Source organism: Streptomyces africanus (genome assembly GCF_002150735.1).
Lineage (GTDB): Bacteria > Actinomycetota > Actinomycetes > Streptomycetales > Streptomycetaceae > Streptomyces > Streptomyces africanus.
Genome location: NZ_MUKA01000118.1, coordinates 1 through 17431 on the forward strand (window position 1 = coordinate 1; position 17431 = coordinate 17431).

The following is a 17431-nucleotide window of genomic DNA, read 5'->3' on the forward strand; positions in this document are numbered from 1 at the left end:
GACAGGGGCGGTGGAGCGCGGGGTGGCGCGGCGGTGGGGCGGACGGCCGCTCGCCGGCGCCGGGGTGTGCGGCGGCGCGCGGAAGCCGTCCTCTGGGGTTGTGCCGACCGTAGAGCGGCGCAGGTGATCTACACCAGAGGACGGTTCATCCATTTTCCGCGTTGTCAGTGGACGCATCCTCCACTCTTGGGTCACTCCTCGTCAGGTGAGTGCGGCGTGTGGTCCGGCTCCGCGTCCGGGCCCTGGGCGCGCACCCGCTGCACGTGTTCCAGGGAGTCGCGCAACTCCGCGAGCCAGTCGTCGGTGTGGCGCTGGACCAGGCGCACGCACCAGGCCAGCGCGTCACTGCGGCTGCGGGCCACGCCGCCGGCGATCAGGGTGTCGAGGACCTGGCGTTCCGGCTGGCGCAGCCGCGTCATGACGGGTGCGGCCACGTGCGTGAACAGTGCCCGCTGCCCGCCGCACTCCACACCCCAGGACACCTTCCGGCGGAACCGGTGCTCGGCCTCCCGGGCCACGGCCATCCGGTCCTCACGCGTGCGTTCCCGGAACTCCTGCACCCGGCTCTCCAGGGCCGCGTCCCGCTCGGCGGCCGGGGCGTCCTCGGCCAGCCGGGGTGTGGGGATGCGGCCGATCACCGTGATCTCCTCGCGGTCGACCGTGATCTCGGTCAGTTCCTCGAAGAGGTCGTCGGGAAGGCGGCCGGCGAACCAGCCGCGCAGCTTCTCTCGCTGTTCTGTCGTAATCATGTAATGACGATTACTCGGCCGGAGCATGAACACAAGGGGCAAGAAAGCAGTCGGCCGAGAGCGGAATCGGAATGTTTCAGGCCTATTAACGAGCACGCGGGAATCGGCCATCTGGCCGCTTCGTGTCGCCGGGCACCGTGTGGTTACGGGCTTCACGCGGACGGATTCCGTAACTTCACGCCACTGATTCAACACGCAAGGTTACTGAAACCCGTGGGGTCGATGTGTGCTTCGGCGGCGGACTCGGCAGACTCGCGTTCGCCGTCCCGGGCACCGACCGAGCACGGGCCGGCACACTCTGTAATCGAGCGGAAGGATGCACACAATGCGGAACACCGCGCGCTGGGCCACGATCCTCGGACTGACGGCCACCGCCGTCTGCGGACCCCTCACCGGGGCCGCCCTCGCCACTCCGGGCCAGGCCCCCACCGCGCTCTACGCCCCGTCGGCCCTCGTTCTCACGGTGGGTCACGGTGAGAGCGCGGCCGCCGCGACCCCGGAACGCGCGGTCACCCTGACCTGTGCCCCGACGCCCTCCGGCACGCACCCGGTCGCCGGCTCCGCCTGCGCGGAACTGCGCGGCGTCGGCGGCGACATTCACGCCCTGACCGCGAGGGACGGCGTGATGTGCACCAAGCAGTACGACCCGGTGGTCGTCACCGTCGACGGTGTCTGGCAGGGCCAGAGGGTCTCGTACGAGCGCACGTTCTCCAACGAGTGCGTGAAGAACGCCTACGGCTCCGGCGTCTTCGCGTTCTGAGAGACCGGGATCGCGCTGTTCCCGTGAGGTACGGCGGTTCGAGGCTGGGGAGCCGGGCCGCTGACGCGGGGACCTGCGATCTCGCACAAGGGGGCCGGCGGGCGGAGTGGGGCCGCCTGCCGGCCCCTGGGCTCACCGGCCACCGCGCACCGGGTTCAGACCCGGTCGCGGTGGCTCGTGTCGCACCACGGATAGCGGCGGCTGCGGCGGCAGGTGCACAGGGCCACGCGGAAGCGGTCCGAGGTGACGACGGAACCGTCCTCCAGCTCCACCTCCACCGGGCCCTCCATCAGCAGCGGGCCCTTGCGCTGGACCGTGACGCGGCGCGGCGCCTCGGACCGGTCGGACGGGGAGCGGTCGGACGGGGACCGGTCAGGCGTGGCCCGGTCGGGCGTGGCCCGGTCAGACGGGGAGTTCGGCACGGACGACCACCAGCTCTTCCTTGTCCTCGGCGGCGGGCAGCAGCCCCCGCTCCCGCAGCCAGCGCTCCCGGCCCCGCAGCACCGGGCCGAACGCGATCCGCCGCCGGCGCGTCACCGCGGCCTTCAGGCCGGACGCGCGCAGACACCCGACGGTCAGATCCGGGCCGCTGAGCGCGGACTGCACCAGCAGCAGCACCCCGCCCGGACGCAGCAGGTCAGGCGCCTCCCGGCAGATCCGGTCCACGATCAGCCGTCCGTCGTCGCCCGCGTCCCACGCGCGGGCCGCGCCCCGCGGCCGTCCGGTGCCGCCCGGCGCCGGCACGTACGGCGGATTGGCCAGGATCAGGTCGAACGACTCGCCACGCACCGGATCGAAGAGGTTCCCGCGCCGCAGACGGACCGGCAACCCCGACCGGGCGGCGTTCAGCCGCGCGGCCCACACCGCCCTCCGCGAGACGTCCACGGCGGTCACCCGGAAGCCCTGGCGCGCGGCCTCCAGGGCCAGGGCGCCGCTGCCGGTGCCGACGTCCAGGACCTCCGCGCCCGGCGGCAACGGCTCGTCGGACAGGGCACCGGCCAGCAGCTCGGTGTCTTCCTGCGGGGCGTACACGCCCGGGGGTACCAGTGGATTCACGGCGCTCGGGTACCCGGCTATTCAGGAGATATGGGCCGTTTCACGGTCAAGTGGTGCACGCAGTGACGAAAGTGACGCACGCCAGTCGGCGAGCAGCCGGGCGCCGAAGCGGTCCTCGACGAACCCGGTGGCGTCGATCCCGAACGCGACGTCCGCGGCCAGCTGCGGTTCCTCCTCCAGCAGGCCGCCGATGACGTCGTGGCGCACCACCTGCTCGTGGACGGCGTCGGCCTCGACGTGCTCGTCGTAGAAGTGCTCGGCCGCCGGCCCGGCGCCGGTGCGGCGCATCGCCTCGGCGAGCCGCCGCGAACCCGGCGACGAGGTGATCTCGACCGTCGCGAAATGGCCGACCAGGGCGCCCCTGAGGGACCGGTGCAGGCCGAAGAGGGACATGAGGTTCACGGTGACCAGGGCCTCGGCGCACGCCGCGTCGACGTAGCGGCCGTAGGCGGTGTCCAGCCCCAGGTCCGTCATCAGGTCGGCGAACAGCCGGGCGTGCACCCGGTCGGCCCGGCCGCCGCCCCACTCGTCGAACTCCACCGCCGCCATTCCCGCCTTCGCCCGGCCCCACAGCCGCGGCAGCACCCAGGCGTGCGGGTCGGCTTCCTTGAGGTGGTACAGGGAGCGCTGGGCCGCGTACTCGCGCAGGTGCCACAGCTCGCCCTCGTCGCGCAGGAAGTGGCTCACGCCCGTGCCGTCGACGGGCTCGACCAGGAGGCCCGCCAGCGCCTCGTCCACGCCGTCGTGGAGCCGGGCGTCGGCGCGCAGGGCGGACAGGAAACGGTGTTCCAGGGCCGCGCGGGTGCGCAGCAGCTCGGGGTCCCACTCGCGGTCCGGGGACACCCCCGCGAACCCGCGGTAGTGCAGTTCGTAGCACAGGTACAGGGCCAGCTGGAGATCCTCGCCGTACACCGCGGCCCGGGCGACGTCCTCGAGGCGGGGCAGCCGGCCCGCGCCCCGCAGGTACGCCTCGACGCCCTCGCTCAGCGGGCCGCGCGGGGCGGGCAGTCCTGGTGCTCCACGGTCGTGCTCCATGCGCGCCGGGTACCCGGCCGGCGTCCGGAGTCACCTACCCGCGTAGTTCCTGCGGAAAGGGACTCCGGCGCGCCGTGAAAGGGCCGGGTGTCGTCTCTTCGCTCAGTCCCCGTGGGACTCCTCCTGGGCGCGCGTGTTGGGGGTGATGGCCTCTCCGGCCTCGCCCCGGTGGCGTCGCTGCTCGGCGGAGTCCTCGGTCCGGTTCTCGGCGTCCTCGATCTCGCGCAGGACCTCCTCCAGCGCCGTCTCGGGCTTCTTGTCGGAGCCGTCGTGGCTGTTGTCCTGGGACACGGTGGTCTCCTTCCGTTCGGTGTGTCCGTTGTCGTCTGCCGGCGTTCAGGTGGAGGCGGCGGCGATGCGCAGCGGCACCGGGTCGGGAGGGTCCGCCTCCTCGGTGCGGCGGGTGACCTCCGCCCACCAGGCCGGGCCGTCCTCGATGTGCCGCAGGAGCACGCCCTCGCGGATCGCCCAGGGGCAGACCGTGACGGACCTGAGGCCGGTCAGTTTCATCGCGGTGTGCCCGACCACCGCTCCGGCCAGGCTCTGCGCGGCCCGCGGCGCGGAGATGCCGGGCAGCTGCGCGCGTTCGGCGGCGGGCAGGGCGGCCAGCCGCGGGATCACCTCCCGCAGCGCCGCGCGGTGCAACACCCGGTCCACGAACGGCCCGTGGCGTCCGGGTGCCGTACCGCACAGCCGTCCCAGCTGCTGGAAGGTGCGGGAGGTGGCGACCGCGGTGCGCGGGCCCTCCCAGCGGATCCGTGCCGCGACGTCCCGCAGCTGGTGGCGGACCTTGCGGCGCAGCGCCCGCACCCGCTCCGGCGACGGCGGGTCCTCGTCCTGGAAGAACTCATGGGTGAGCCGCCCCGCACCCAGCGGCAGCGAGGCCACGAAATCGGGCAACCGGCCACGCCCGAAGGCCACTTCGAGCGAGCCGCCGCCGATGTCCAGCAGGGCGAGCGGACCCGACCGCCAGCCCATCCAGCGCCGGGCCCCGAGGAACGTCAGCTCCGCCTCGACCTCGCCCGGCAGGGTGCACAGGTCCACGCCGGTACGGGCCCGGACGGCGTGCAGCACCTCGTGCCGGTTCGACGCGCCGCGCACCACGGCGGTCGCGAACGCCAGCGGGGCGGCCGCGCCCCACCGGGCGGCGGTCCGGCCGGCCTCGGCGACCGCGTGCACCAGTTGTTCGACGGCCTGCTCAGGGATGGGTCCCCCCGGTGTGACCTGCTCGGACAGCCTGAGCCGCCACTTGGCGGTGTGCACCGGAAGCGGTACGCCGCCGTCCGCGTCCGCGACCACCAGTCTGACCGTGTTCGATCCCACGTCCACCACGCTGATTCGCATGGGCCGTGGGTACCCACTTCCCGGCGAGCCCAACGGTCAGGGCCCCGGCGTACGGCGAAGACACGCCACCGGGCACGCCGGGGACCGTCACGCCATCTGGCGCCGCACCAGCTCGTGCAGCCGGCCGCCGGTGTCGGCGAGCAGCTGGGCGGGCGGGCCCTGCTGGACGACCTTGCCGTCCTCCATCACCACGACCCGGTCGGCGTCCATCACGGTCGACAGCCGGTGGGCGATGACGATCCGGGTGGCGTTGAGGGCCTTGGTGCTCTCGATGACCGTGCGCTGGGTCTCGTTGTCGAGGGCGCTGGTCGCCTCGTCGAAGAAGAGGATGCGCGGCCGGCGGATCAGCGCCTGGGCGATCATCAGCCGCTGGCGCTGGCCGCCGGAGACGGCACCGCTGCCGGAGACGATGGTGTGCAGGCCCATCGGCATCCGCTTGATGTCCTCGGCGAGCCCGGCCATCTCGGCCGCCGCCATCGCCTCCTCCGGCGTGTACGGCTCGGTGCCGCAGATGACGTCCAGGATCGAGCCGGTGAACGGCTGCGCGTGCTGCAGCACGACACCGCACTGGCGGCGCACCGCCGACTGGTCGAGCGCGGCCAGGTCCTGACCGTCGTAGAGGACGCTGCCCGACACCGGGCGGTCGAAGCCGATCAGCAGGCGCAGCAGCGTCGACTTGCCGCAGCCGCTCGGGCCGACGACCGCGACGAACTCGCCCGGCCGTACCTCGAACGACACGTCGTCCAGCACGAGCGGACCGTCGTCCGAGTAGCGGAAGGACAGCCGCCGCGCCTCCAGCGCCCCGGACAGCGGGCCCGGACGCGTGCTCGCCGTGCGCACCTCCGGCGTCGCGTCCAGCACCGGCTTGATCTCCTCGAACAGCGGCAGCGCCGCCACGGCCGAGACGAACGAGCCCGTCAGCTGGGTCACCGAGGTCAGCACCATCGTCACCGAGGTGTTGAAGGTGAGGAACGCGGCCGCCGACATCGAGCCCCGGGCCGGACCCGCCAGCAGCATGAACATCAGCAGCGTGCACAGCGGCAGATACACCGCGCCCAGCACCGTCGTGAGGTTCTTGATGCGGCCGACCTTCTGCTGGAGCTCACGGCTGCGCGCGAACTGCGACGCCCACGCGGCGTACGCGTAGTTCTCGGCGGCGGCCACCCGCAGCTTGGGCAGACCGCGCAGCGTCTGGAAGGCCTGGTTGTTCAGCTTGTTGCCGAGCACGACCAGCCGCCGCTGCCACCGCACCTGCCACAGCCCGAGCCCCAGGAACACGGCCGCGATGACGACGAGCATGCCGATCGCGGCCATCGCCATCGGCACGCTGAACCACAGCAGCAGCCCCAGGTTCATCGCCCCGACCGTCACCGACTGGGCGACCGTCGGCCCGACTCCCGCCAGCAGTCTGCGGATCGAGCTGATGCCCATGGCCGCGCTGGCCAGTTCGCCGGTGGAGCGCTCGGTGAAGAACCTCGTCGGCAGCCTCAGCAGCCGGTCCCACACGGCCGGCTGAAGCGTGGCCTCGACCCGGCCCTCCAGCCGCAGGATGGTCAGGTTCTGCAACAGCATGAAGGCCGCCGACACCACGCTGCTGAGCATCACCGCCATACAGACCTGCACGATGAGGTCCGTCTGCGCCTTCGGCACGAACTCGCCGAGCACCTTGCCGGTCGCGATGGGCACCAGGGCGCCGATCGCCACCGTGACCAGTCCGCTGAGCAGCAGCCCCGTCAGGTCTCCCCGGGTGCCCTGCATGCAGAACCGCAGCAGCCTCAGCGGACTGAGCCCCCGTTCCGGCAGCGGGCGGTAGAACATCACCGCGCGCGGCTCGAACTCGTCGGCGTTGGCCTTCTCGATCGGCGTCTCACGGCCGGTCGACGGATGGACGGCGACGTATCCGCCGCGCCGCCACAGCAGCGCCACCGGCGCGCCGGACAGGGCCCGGTGACCGACCAGCGGCCCGACGTTGTCCCGCCACCAGCGGCCGTCCAGGCGCACGGCCCGGGTGCGGACGCGGGAGGCCAGGGCGACCTGCTCGACCGGGTCGAGGCGGTCGCCGCCGGTGCCCTTCTGGGTGGGCTCGGTGAGGCTGATCCCGGCGGCCTGCGCGACGAGCTTGCACGCCGCGTACGTGGCGTCGGCGTCGGCCGCGGTGGTCCGCTTCGACGACCGCTTGCCGATGGAGGCGAGCAGGGTCCGGTCGGCCTGGGCGCGTACCGCCTCACCGGCCTTGATGCCTTCGGCCGTGCGCGACTCGTGGGTGCGCTCCAGCTGCTCGATCCAGCGGTCCAGCGTGGTCAGCAGCCGGTACTGCTGGTCGACCATGGACTGCCACAGCGCCGGGTCCATCAGCAGGTCGGCCGCGGCCTCCGCGCCGTACAGCGAGCCGTACTGCACGCTGCCCGGCGGCACCTGCATCCAGAACACGTCGTCGTCCGTGGGCGCGGCGGCCCGCTCGGTGGCCATCGGCGCCTGGAAGAGGATCGACAGGCTGCGGCCGACCCCCAGGGCGAGGGCGTACTCCAGCGGGCTCGTCGTCGGCGGCACGTACTGCGGGTTGCCGTACTCGTCGTACGACCAGGTCGCGGTGTTGGCGGGCTGATACAGCTCGCGCAGGCCGATGCGGTGCACCACGCAGTCCCGCAGCGGGCGGGCCACCAGCGTGTGCTGGGGGCCCGGCACCGGTCCGAGCACCAGCGAGCCCGCCTCCAGGCGGCCCAGATGGTGCCAGTGGCCCTGCTGGCCGGCGTCCACCGCGAACAGGTCGACGGCACCCGACGCGACCAGCCACAGCACCTGCGGGCCCTGAAGGTCCAGGCGGTTGAACCCGGCGCAGTCGATGCGCGTGCCCATCTGCCCGAACGCGTTGAGGACGAGGTCGCCCTCGTGTCCCTGAACGGCCGTCATCTCACCGCTCCCTGACCAGTGCCGCGTACGCTCCGCCGCGCGCCACCAGGTCCTCGTGCCGTCCCCGCTCCACGACCGTGCCGTGCTGGAGGACGACGATCTCGTCGCTGTCGCGCACGGTGCTGAGCCGGTGCGCGATCACCACACAGGCACAGCCGCGCCTGCGCAGGTTGTCCATCACGACCAGCTCGGTCTCCGCGTCCAGCGCGCTCGTCACCTCGTCGAGCACCAGGATGCTCGGCCGGCGCACCAGCGCCCGCGCGATCTCCAGGCGCTGGCGCTGCCCGCCGGAGAAGTTGCGCCCGTCCTGCTCGACCTTGCTGTGGATGCCGCCCGGACGCCGCGTGATCACGTCGTACAGGGCGGCGTCGCGCAGCGCGTCCTCCACCGCCTCGTCCGGGATCGACGGGTCCCACAGCGCCACGTTGTCGCGGACCGTGCCCTCGAAGAGGAACACGTCCTGGTCGACGAAGGAGACGGAGGCGGCCAGCGCCCCGCGCGGGATGTCCTCGATGCGCTGTCCGTCGATACGGATCACGCCCTCCCACGGCGCGTACAGGCCGGAGATCAGCCGGGACACCGTGGACTTGCCGCTGCCGGACCCGCCCACCAGCGCGACCTGCTGCCCGGGACCGACCGTCAGGTCGAAGCCGGTGAGCAGGGGCTTGTCGAGCGGGCTGTAGCCGAAGGTGATGTTCTCCAGCTCGACATGGCCCTGCAGGCGGCGCGTCGACTCGCCGGACTCGGGGCGGCCGTAGAGCGGATCGGCCTTGAAGTTCTCCACGTCCTTCAGCCGCGCCACGTCGGCGGCGAAGTCCTGGATGCGGCCCGCGACGCCGTTGAGCCGGGTCAGCGGGGCGGTGAACCGGGTGACCAGGGCCTGGAAGGCGACCAGCAGACCGACCGAGATGTGGCCCTCGACCGCCCGCATGCCGCCGATCCAGAGGATCAGCGCGCTGTTCAGGGTCGCGAGGGTCGGCGCGACCACGCCCAGCCAGGCGCTGGGCACACCGAGCCGCTGCTGCTCCTCCAGCGTGGTGGCGTGCTGCCCGGCCCACTTGCGGAAGTAGCCGTCCTCGCCGCCGGTCGCCTTCATCGTCTCGATCAGCTGGAGGCCGGTGTAGGCGGTGTTGGTCAGCCGGGCCGTGTCGGCGCGCAACTTGGCCGTGCGCGTGGCGCGCAGCCGGATGACGACCCGCATGGCCACGATGTTCAGCAGCGCCACGCCGATGCCGACGAACGTCAGCTGCGGGTCGTAGGTGTACAGAAGCACCGCGTACAGGACGACGACGACCGCGTCCACGCCCGCCGCCGCGAGGTCGCGGGACAGGGTCTCGGCGACCGCGTCGTTGGACTGCAGCCGCTGCACCAGGTCGGCCGGGCTGCGCTGGGAGAAGAACGTCACCGGCAGCCGCAGCAGATGGCGCAGGAAGCGGGCGCTGGACAGGGTGGAGGAGATGATGCGGCCGCGCAGCAGGTTGGCCTGCTGGAGCCAGGTGAGCACGACCGTGAGCAGCACGCACGCCGCCATCGACGCGAACAGCACGCCCAGCAGCGAGGTCTGGTTGCCGATCAGGAACTCGTCGATGTAGGTGCGGCTCAGCGCGGGCACCGCCGCGCCGACCGCCACCAGCAGCAGGCTCGACAGGACGGCGGCCGGCATCGTGCCCGCGGTGCCGCGCAGCCGGGCGGGCATCGCGCCCAGGATGCCGGGCTTGCGGCCGCCCCGGGTGAAGTCCTCGCCGGGTTCCATGACGAGCACGACACCGGTGAAGCTGCCGTCGAAGTCCTCCATGGGCACAAAACGGCGGCCCTTGCCGGGGTCGTTGATGTAGACGCCGCGGCGGCCGAAGCGGCGGCCCATGCCGTCGTAGACGACGTAGTGGTTGAACTCCCAGAACAGGATGGCCGGCGACTTCACCTCGGCGAGGGCGGCCAGGTCCATCTGCATGCCCTTGGCCGTCAGGCCGTAACTGCGGGCGGCCTTGAGGAGGTTGCTGGCGCGCGAGCCGTCGCGGGAGACACCGCAGGCGATGCGCAGCTCCTCCAGCGGGACGTGCTTGCCGTAGTGGCCGAGCACCATCGCGAGGGAGGCGGCGCCGCACTCGACGGCCTCCATCTGGAGCACGGTGGGCGTGCGGACGGTCTTCGCCCCGGCCTTGGGCACCTTGCGCTTGGGCGGGGCGGCGCGGCGCCGGCCCCGGGTGTCCGGTGCGGTCGCGGTCACGGCAGCAGCCAGTCGACGGGACGCTGGTCGGCCAGCCGGATCGACCCCGAGGCCAGCGTCATGGAGGTCAGCTTGAACGGCGGCCCGTCCGCGGACGACCACTTGTACCCGCTCTTCGTGGCGGACGACTTGTCCAGCCGGACCGTCACGGCCACCGGCCTGCCCTTCTTCGTGAACTGCTCGCCCAGCTGGCTGTCGCCGAGGAACGCGGCGATCTGCTGCGGGGACTGGGCCGCGCGGTCCACCGACTTCACATGGCCGCGCAGCACGCCGTACTCCTGCGTCGGCACCGACTGCACGGTCAGGTCGACGGCGGCGTCGTCGGGGATCGAGGCGGCGTTCTCCGCGGGGACGTAGACCGTCGCGTACAGCGCGTCCTTGGTGTGGGCGACCTTCTCGACGGAGGCGACGTTCGCGCCGGTCTGGATGATCTGCCCGACGGTCGCGGCGAGCGCGGAGACACGGCCCGCGTCGAGGGTGCGGACGACGGTTTGGCCCTGGGGCGTACGGACCTTGAGCACGGGGGAGTCGGCCGGCAGGGTCTCGCCCTGCTTCGCGAGCACCGCGGTGACCTGGCCCGCGACGGGGCTCTGCAGGAGGTAACTGCCCTGCCCGTGCGTGAGGATGGCGGGTGCGCTGACGGTGGAGGTCACCGAGCCGGTCACCGCCCACACCGAGGCGGCCGCCATCGCGACGACCGTCACCGAGAGCACCAGCCAGCCCTGCGGGCGGGCGAAACGCACCGGAAGGTCGAGTTCCTCAGGTGACTGGAGCTTGGCGAGGGCCTGTTGGCGGAACTGCAAGGAACTTCCCTCACCCGTAGAAGAGGTTCTTACGGCCGTAGCAGAGGCTGTTACGGCACCCGAAGATCCCGGAACCGCCGGCTGCGGCTCCGGGAGTCAACGGCACTGGGGCTCGATCAGAGACCGGAGACCAGGTTGGTGACCGGGGCCGTGTTCAGGCCGGTGACACCCTCGACCGTGCCGACAGCGGTGTCGACCAGGCCGGAAACCGGAGCGATGCCGTCGACGGTGTCGGTGACGGTGTTGACAGCGTTCACGGACAGGCCGCCGGAGATGGCGTCGAGCTGGGCGTCAGCGATCTCGACGGTCTCAACCTGGGGGGTGGAGTTCATGATGGAACTTCCCTTCGTATGGATATCTCACAAGGGGGGAGCGGCCCCCTCTGGGGACAGATGACGGCCGCGACCGCGGGTGCCGGACTCTCGTTTCCGAGTGCCCTGTGCGGCCCCCGCGGTGCGATGGATCAAAGCACGCTGCGGGCGCGGGCTTCCAATCAACCAGCCGTCTCACCAGGCAACTTGCGCCCCAGCCGCACCGAAGAGTGCAGGTCTGCGCACGCCTTCGTGGCCAGTTCTTCACATGCGTCACGGCATCGGCCCATCGGGCCCCTTGTTCCGGGGGGCGGCGAATCCGGCACTCCCGCCCCAAAGGCGTGACCGACGCGGTCGGCGCGTGGTCAACCCTCGACTCGGTGACCGGGTTGAGCATTCGGTGTGCAGATTCGCTGAAGGTGGGATTCGACTCCGTGATCACAACAGATCGTTTCCGCTCGGATACGGACCGTGTCGGTTCGGCGGGTCGTCACTGGAGCCGTGGCTGAAACGCCGTCATCCGGCCATGGGCGGCCGTGGGCCGGCGCCCTTGGCCCTCTCCGGCCCGTCGCCGTGACCAGGACGGTCGCAGACCGCGCGGTCGGTGCGCGGGTGGCGGGAGTTGGCTGATTCCGCGATGCGAACGGATCACTTGCAAACGGAATTGAACGCCCCAGGAAGCCCGTGCGTACCAACAGCCATCCAGGCGCCCCCCAAGCTGCCGGACGGCGGCACCTACTCCGTTCCCCAGGAGGAGAGAAGTTTGAGTCACAAGCGAATTCCGAAGCGCAAGGCCGCGATAGCGGCGGGCAGCGTGGTGGCGCTCGGCGCGGCCGCGATCCTGCTCCCCAACGCCAACGCCTCGCAGGACGGTTCGTCCGGCGACGCGGCGGCCGCGCCGAAGACCCTGAAGGCGGGCGACGCCTCGGATCTCGCCTCGCAGCTCTCCGGGCTCCTCGGTGAGGCGTTCGGCGGCTCCTACTACGACAGCGACAGCCAGCAGCTCGTCGTCAACGTCGTACCGGGCGACAACAACGACGTGGTCGTGCAGGCGAAGGCGGCGGGCGCGAAGGTCCGCGAGGTCGACAACAGCTGGTCGGAGCTCAAGAGCGGGGCGCAGACGCTGAAGTCGGACGCGACCATCGCGGGCACCTCGTGGTCGATCGACCCGGTCACCAACAAGCTCCTGGTGACGGCCGACAGCACCGTGACCGGCGCCAAGTGGGACAGACTGGAGTCCACGGTGCAGAGCCTCGGCTCCGGCATGGCGACCCTGAAGAAGTCCTCGGGCACCTTCAAGCCGTTCGTCTCGGGCGGTGACGCCATCTTCGCGGGCGGCTCGCGCTGCTCCCTCGGCTTCAACGTCACCGCGGGCGACGGCTCGCCGGCCTTCCTGACGGCCGGTCACTGCACCCTCGGCGGCAACGAGTGGTCGGACACGCAGGGCGGCCAGCCGATCGCCACCGTCGACCAGGCGACCTTCCCCGGCGACGGCGACTTCGCGCTCGTGAAGTACGACGACCCGGCGACCGAGGCGCCCAGCGAGGTCAACACCGGCGACCAGACCGTCCAGATCACCGAGGCCGCGGAGGCGACCGTCGGCCAGGAGGTCTTCCGGATGGGCAGCACCACCGGGCTCAACGACGGCCAGGTCCTCGGCCTCGACGCCACGGTGAACTACCCGGAGGGCACGGTCACCGGCCTCATCCAGACCGACGTCTGCGCCGAGCCCGGCGACAGCGGCGGCTCGCTGTTCACCCAGGACGGTCTCGCGATCGGCCTGACCTCGGGCGGCAGCGGTGACTGCACGGCCGGCGGCGAGACGTTCTTCCAGCCGGTGACCACCGCCCTGGAGGCCGTCGGCGCGACCCTCGGCGCGGCCGGCGGCGCGGGTGGAGAGGTCGGTGCGGGCGAGGAAGCCGGTGCGGGCGACGACGCCGGTGCCGGTGCCGGTGCCGGTGAGGAAGCGGGCGCCGGTGAGGAGGCCGGAGCCGGCGAGGCCGGGGCCGGCGAGGCCGGCGCCGGTGAGGAAGCCGGGGCCGGTGAAGAGGCCGGTGCTGGTGCCGGTGAAGAGGCCGGTGCCGGTGCCGGTGAGCAGGCCGGCGGCGAGGAGGCGGGCGCCGGTGCGGGCGCCGGTGCGGGCGCCGGTCAGGACGCGGGCCAGGGTGCCGAGGACCACTCCGGTCTGACCGAGTCCCGCTGACCCGAAGACGTCGGCAGCCGGTCCGACGATGCCGGCCCGGTTCCGCCACCTCCCTGGCGGAACCGGGCCGGCCCACCGGCGTTCCCAGCCACCGGCCGGCCTCAGCTGTGGTGCCGGCCGGTGGACCGGGCCGGTCCTCCGGCGGGAGGACCGGCCCGTCCGCGTGGCAGCGGGGTTCCGCGGGAGAACGGAACGTCCGTTGTCCTAGCCGACGGCTCTGAGGAGCAACAGGGCGATGTCGTCGAGCCGTTCCTCTCCGTCCGCGCGGTGGTGCTCCGGGCGGACGAGGCTGTCGGCCAGTTCGTCCAGCGGCTGGTCCCCGGCGTCGGCCAGGCGACGGCCCAGACCCGCGAGGGCCTCCTCGAAGTCGGTGCCGGGGGACTCGACCAGCCCGTCGGTGTAGAGGACGAGCAGGGAGCCGGGGGCGAAGGCGACCTCCGTCGTCGGGTACACGGCGGAGGCGTCGATGCCCAGCAGCGGCCCGCCGGCCAGGTCGAGCACGCGTACCCGGCCGTCCGGGCGTCTCAGCAGCGGCGGCGGATGACCCGCCCGGGACATCACGGCCCGGCCGCGCGCCGGGTCGAGCCGCAGGTACAGGCAGCTGGCGAACAGATCGGCCCCCAGGTCCAGCAGCAGCCGGTTGGTGCTGCGCATGACCTCCTCGGGCGCCTGGCCCACGGCCGTGTACGCGCGCACCGCGGTGCGGACCTGCCCCATCAGCCCGGCCGCCGTGACGTTGTGGCCCTGCACGTCCCCGATCACCGCCGCCGCCATGCCCTGGGTGCGCACCAGGTCGTAGAAGTCGCCGCCGATGTCCATGCCCTGCGTGGCCGGCACATAGCGGGCGGCCGCCTCGATGCCGGGCAGCGACGGCAGGGAGTGCGGCAGCAGCGCCTCCTGGAGGCCGTGCGCGAGCCGGTGCTTGGCGTCGTAGAGCAGCGCGCGCTCCAGCGCCTGGGCGATCAGCCCGGCCAGGCTGGTCATCACCGCCCGTTCCTCGGTCGGGAAGGGGTGCGGCTCGGCGTAGGAGAGCACGCACGTCCCCACCGGCCGACTCTGGACGATCAGCGGCAGATACGCCCAGGCCGCGAACCCGTCGGGCGTCGCGCCCCGCTCCGGGTAGAGACGCTCCAACTGCTCCTGCGACTCGAAGAAGGCGGGCACGCCCGTCCGCAGCACGTGTGTGCCGGGGGTCGGTTCGGTCAGCGGCATCCCGTCGAACCGTTCCACCACGGACGCGTCCCGGTACCCGCGGTGCCCGAGCACCCGCAGCCGGTTGGCCCGCGAGCCCAGCAGGACCAGGGCCTGGCTGCCCACGGCCGGAGCGATCTCGTCCGCGACCAGCTGCACCACGTCCTGCACTCCCACCGCCTCAGTGAGCGCACTGGCCAGGTTCAGCACCTGCGTGATGGTGACCAGCCGGGTCGGCGTCCCGTCGGGCGGCGGTGCGGTCCGGTTCATCTCCGCCACGGCCCGCGCCCGGGTGATCCGGACGCTGAGGCCGGTCGTGCTCGGATACAACCGGAACGACAGCCACTCCCCGGGCGGGCGCAGCGCCACGAACGAGGCGGTGTGCTGGCTCATCAGCGCGGCCCGGTACCGGTCCTCGTACACCGGGTCGTTGAGCCACGGCACCGACGCCCACAGCTGCGTGCCGAGCAGCCGGCTGACCGGGACGTTCAGCAGCTCGGCCGCCGCCGCGTTGACGAAGCCGATCCGCCCGTGCAGATCCAGCGACACCAGTCCGTACGGCAGCCGGCTCACCATCCGGGCGGCCTCGACCGTGCCGAGCGTGCCGGCCATCCCGCCCACCAGCGGCGAGGCGACCAGATCGGTCTCGGGATGCGGCGGGATGCTGTGCTCGGCGGCCCGCTCCAGCCGGACCGCCAGCCGCCCGCAGGCCGCCGTCAGATGCTCGCGCTCCCGGTCGGACAGCTCCTGCGGATGCCCGCCCGGCCAGGTCACGAACACCGCGCCGTACACGGTGGACTCGGTGGCCACCGGCACCGCGGCCAGGGCGAACGGATACGGCAGCACCATGGCGATCCGCGGGTAGCGGCGGGCCATCTCCTCCTCGCCGCCGACCCACACCAGCCGCCGCTCGCGCGCCGCGTCGGCGACCGGGATCGGCGCGCTCAGCCCCACCCGCTCCCAGGGTGCCGCAAAGGCCCGGGGCAGCCCCGCCATCACCGCCATCTCCAGCACGGGCTGCTCCCGGCCCAGCAGGTACACCGCGCCGGAGTGGGCGTGCACCTCGTCCATCATCGAGGCCAGCGCCAGGGACAGCAGGGGACGGCCGATTGGCGTCCTGGCGGCTGCCGGCGCCTGCGCGGACGACTGCCCGTCGGACACGCCGACCACCTCCTCGCACGGCCGCGCGACCGGACTCAGGAACAAATGTCCTCCCTGGCGGCCCGCCGCGCACGACGAGCGGCCCGGGGGACCGGCCTGGTTACCGTCGGTTACAGAGGCGCGGCCCCGTTGCAGGCGCCCGCGTACCCCGACCGCCGCGACCCATGCCGCCGAAGTCGAAGCGCGGCAGGGCGTATGGGCGCCGCGCGTGCGCCCCTACGCACCCTGATGGCCGGTTCTTCGCGCCCACGCAGGGTCACGGTCGCGAACAATGGGGCACGCGCTCAACACGAGGAGCTCACGACACGACGAGCTCGACATGGCGACGTGGCGCGTACGGCGAGCCGAGGGGGTGGCAGTGATCCGGGTGCTTCTGGTGCACGACGAGTGTCTGGTGCGGTCGGTGCTGGCGGAGTGGCTGCGGCGCGAGCCCGATCTCGCGGTGCACGACACGTCGTGGCGTGGCGCGCCCGGCCTGCTGCCGTCCGTGCGCCCGGACGTGTGCGCGGCGGACCTGGAGTGCGCGGATTCCTACGGCATCCCTCCGCTGGGCGAGCTGTGCCGGCCGGGCCCGGACCGGACGCCCCCGCGCTTGCTCGTGCTCGCCAGTGCGAACCGGCCCGGACTGCTGAAACGGGCGGCCGAGGCGGGGGCGCTCGGCTACGTCGACAAGGAGGGCTCACCGCAGAACCTGCTGCGCGGGATACGCCGGGTCGCCGAGGGGGAACGTTTCGTCAACGACTCGCTGGGCTTCGGTTTCCTCAAGGCGGCCGAGATGCCGCTGACCCGAAGAGAGCTGAGCGTGTTATCCCTCGCGGCCGAGGGAGCCTCCATCGCGGAGATCGCCGGGAGCCTGCACCTGTCCCACGGGACCGTGCGGAACTACATGGCGGCCATCACCCGCAAGACCGGGGCCCGCAACCGCATCGACGCGATCCGCATCTCGCAGGGCCAGGGCTGGCTCTGACCGCCGGACCGGCACGGGCGTCCAGCTCCCGACGAGGTCCCGGTACAGCGCCGAGGACCGCATCAGCTCCTCATGCCCGCCGCAGGCCGTGTTCCGGCCGTCCATGACCAGCACACGTCCGGCGCGGCGGGCCGAGCTGATGCGGTGGGCGACGACCACCAGGGTCCCGCCCGGCCGCGCGGCGAAGGCCCGCTCCGCGCGCTCCTCCGTCTCGGCGTCCAGATGGCAGGTCGCCTCGTCGAGCAGGGCGAGCGGGGCGTACGACAGGTAGGCCCGGGCCAGCGCGACCAGTTGCCGTTCACCGGCCGACAGGGCGGCCGGATCGACCCGAGCGCCGAGGCCGCCGAGCCGGCCGGCCAGCGGGGCGAGCCCGACCGCCTCGGCCGCGGCCCGCAGTTCCTCCTCGGGCACCGGCTCCGGACGCAGGTACGCGAGGTTCTCGGCCAGGGTGCCGCCGAAGACGTACGCCTCCTGCGGGATGAGCACCCGCGCGGCGGCCGCCTCCGGTCCGGGCACGGGGTGTCCGCCCACGGTGACGGTGCCCCGGTCCGGCGTGAGAAGCCCGGCCACGAGGGCGGTGAGCGTGGACTTGCCGGCGCCGCTGGGCCCGACGACGGCCAGGTGCGAGCCGGCCGGGAGGGTGAGATCGAGCCCGTCGACGACGGGGGTGCTGGCGGGGCCGTAGGCGAAGGTGACGGAGGAGAGGGACAGGGC

At 72.6% G+C, this 17431-nt stretch carries 14 protein-coding genes and 1 pseudogene; 3 read left to right on the forward strand and 12 right to left on the reverse strand.

The genetic code is table 11. From position 1 onward, the window contains the following. Positions 1 to 191: 191 nt before the first annotated feature. Positions 192 to 749: a hypothetical protein gene (locus CCL05_RS17360; protein WP_086561418.1), complete on the reverse strand. Its 558-nt coding sequence runs from the start codon at positions 747 to 749 to the stop codon at positions 192 to 194. Between the two features lie 325 nt (positions 750 to 1074). On the opposite strand from CCL05_RS17360, the gene CCL05_RS17365 reads away from it, so the two are divergent. Then, on the forward strand, positions 1075 to 1509 hold the full coding sequence (locus tag CCL05_RS17365) for a protease inhibitor (RefSeq protein WP_086561419.1): 435 nt from the start codon (positions 1075 to 1077) through the stop codon (positions 1507 to 1509). Between the two features lie 155 nt (positions 1510 to 1664). On the opposite strand, the gene CCL05_RS45600 is transcribed toward CCL05_RS17365, so the two are convergent. The 9 genes from CCL05_RS45600 to CCL05_RS17410 form a co-directional block, all read right to left on the reverse strand. Further along, on the reverse strand, positions 1665 to 1805 hold the full coding sequence (locus CCL05_RS45600) for a CDGSH iron-sulfur domain-containing protein (protein WP_086561427.1): 141 nt from the start codon (positions 1803 to 1805) through the stop codon (positions 1665 to 1667). A 106-nt stretch (positions 1806 to 1911) separates the two neighbouring features. After that, positions 1912 to 2541 carry a HemK2/MTQ2 family protein methyltransferase gene (locus tag CCL05_RS17375; RefSeq protein WP_208641555.1) on the reverse strand — a complete coding sequence of 210 codons (630 nt, stop codon included), beginning with the start codon at positions 2539 to 2541 and terminating at the stop codon, positions 1912 to 1914. A 45-nt stretch (positions 2542 to 2586) separates the two neighbouring features. Continuing rightward, entirely contained in the window at positions 2587 to 3600 is a 1014-nt protein-coding gene (locus CCL05_RS17380) for an iron-containing redox enzyme family protein (protein WP_086561421.1), read from the reverse strand. Positions 3601 to 3702: 102 nt separating this feature from the next. Then, complete coding sequence (locus CCL05_RS17385; protein WP_086561422.1) at positions 3703 to 3891, reverse strand: hypothetical protein; 189 nt, start codon at positions 3889 to 3891, stop codon at positions 3703 to 3705. A 45-nt stretch (positions 3892 to 3936) separates the two neighbouring features. Further along, entirely contained in the window at positions 3937 to 4944 is a 1008-nt protein-coding gene (locus CCL05_RS17390) for a Ppx/GppA family phosphatase (protein WP_086561423.1), read from the reverse strand. Positions 4945 to 5031: 87 nt separating this feature from the next. Next, a complete protein-coding gene (locus tag CCL05_RS17395) occupies positions 5032 to 7854 on the reverse strand; it encodes an NHLP bacteriocin export ABC transporter permease/ATPase subunit (RefSeq protein WP_086561424.1) in 2823 nt (940 codons plus the stop codon). 1 nt (position 7855) lies between these two features. Beyond that, positions 7856 to 10081, reverse strand: a complete 2226-nt coding sequence (locus CCL05_RS17400; protein WP_208641554.1) for an NHLP family bacteriocin export ABC transporter peptidase/permease/ATPase subunit — start codon at positions 10079 to 10081, stop codon at positions 7856 to 7858. Beyond that, entirely contained in the window at positions 10078 to 10884 is an 807-nt protein-coding gene (locus CCL05_RS17405) for an HlyD family efflux transporter periplasmic adaptor subunit (RefSeq protein ID WP_086561425.1), read from the reverse strand. The genes CCL05_RS17400 and CCL05_RS17405 overlap by 4 nt, the downstream gene beginning before the upstream one ends. A gap of 116 nt (positions 10885 to 11000) precedes the next feature. Further along, the gene (locus tag CCL05_RS17410) at positions 11001 to 11216 is read right to left on the reverse strand and encodes a hypothetical protein (protein ID WP_020270762.1); all 216 of its coding nucleotides are present in this window, start codon (positions 11214 to 11216) and stop codon (positions 11001 to 11003) included. Between the two features lie 742 nt (positions 11217 to 11958). Between CCL05_RS17410 and CCL05_RS17415 the strand changes: the two genes are divergently transcribed. Then, positions 11959 to 13398 carry a S1 family peptidase gene (locus CCL05_RS17415; RefSeq protein WP_086561426.1) on the forward strand — a complete coding sequence of 480 codons (1440 nt, stop codon included), beginning with the start codon at positions 11959 to 11961 and terminating at the stop codon, positions 13396 to 13398. Between the two features lie 204 nt (positions 13399 to 13602). Here CCL05_RS17415 and CCL05_RS17420 read toward each other — a convergent pair whose 3' ends face one another. Further along, positions 13603 to 15759: a SpoIIE family protein phosphatase gene (locus tag CCL05_RS17420; RefSeq protein ID WP_086561429.1), complete on the reverse strand. Its 2157-nt coding sequence runs from the start codon at positions 15757 to 15759 to the stop codon at positions 13603 to 13605. Positions 15760 to 16069: 310 nt separating this feature from the next. Here CCL05_RS17420 and CCL05_RS17425 point away from each other — a divergent pair, with 310 nt between their 5' ends. Next, a complete protein-coding gene (locus CCL05_RS17425; protein WP_158102463.1) occupies positions 16070 to 16717 on the forward strand; it encodes a LuxR C-terminal-related transcriptional regulator in 648 nt (215 codons plus the stop codon). Between the two features lie 240 nt (positions 16718 to 16957). On the opposite strand, the pseudogene CCL05_RS47495 reads toward CCL05_RS17425, so the two are convergent. After that, positions 16958 to 17428 (reverse strand): annotated as a pseudogene (locus CCL05_RS47495) (ATP-binding cassette domain-containing protein); the annotation flags it as partial. Between the last annotated feature and the right edge of the window lie 3 nt (positions 17429 to 17431).

What these genes read in the sequence shown, in the direction of transcription:
- CCL05_RS17360 (WP_086561418.1), bottom strand. Translation starts at nt 749, where the DNA reads ATGATTACGACAGAACAGCGAGAGAAGCTGCGCGGCTGGTTCGCCGGC.
- CCL05_RS17365 (WP_086561419.1), top strand. Translation starts at nt 1,075, where the DNA reads ATGCGGAACACCGCGCGCTGGGCCACGATCCTCGGACTGACGGCCACC.
- CCL05_RS17380 (WP_086561421.1), bottom strand. Translation starts at nt 3,600, where the DNA reads ATGGAGCACGACCGTGGAGCACCAGGACTGCCCGCCCCGCGCGGCCCG.
- CCL05_RS17390 (WP_086561423.1), bottom strand. Translation starts at nt 4,944, where the DNA reads ATGCGAATCAGCGTGGTGGACGTGGGATCGAACACGGTCAGACTGGTG.
- CCL05_RS17395 (WP_086561424.1), bottom strand. Translation starts at nt 7,854, where the DNA reads ATGACGGCCGTTCAGGGACACGAGGGCGACCTCGTCCTCAACGCGTTC.
- CCL05_RS17410 (WP_020270762.1), bottom strand. Translation starts at nt 11,216, where the DNA reads ATGAACTCCACCCCCCAGGTTGAGACCGTCGAGATCGCTGACGCCCAG.
- CCL05_RS17425 (WP_158102463.1), top strand. Translation starts at nt 16,070, where the DNA reads ATGGCGACGTGGCGCGTACGGCGAGCCGAGGGGGTGGCAGTGATCCGG.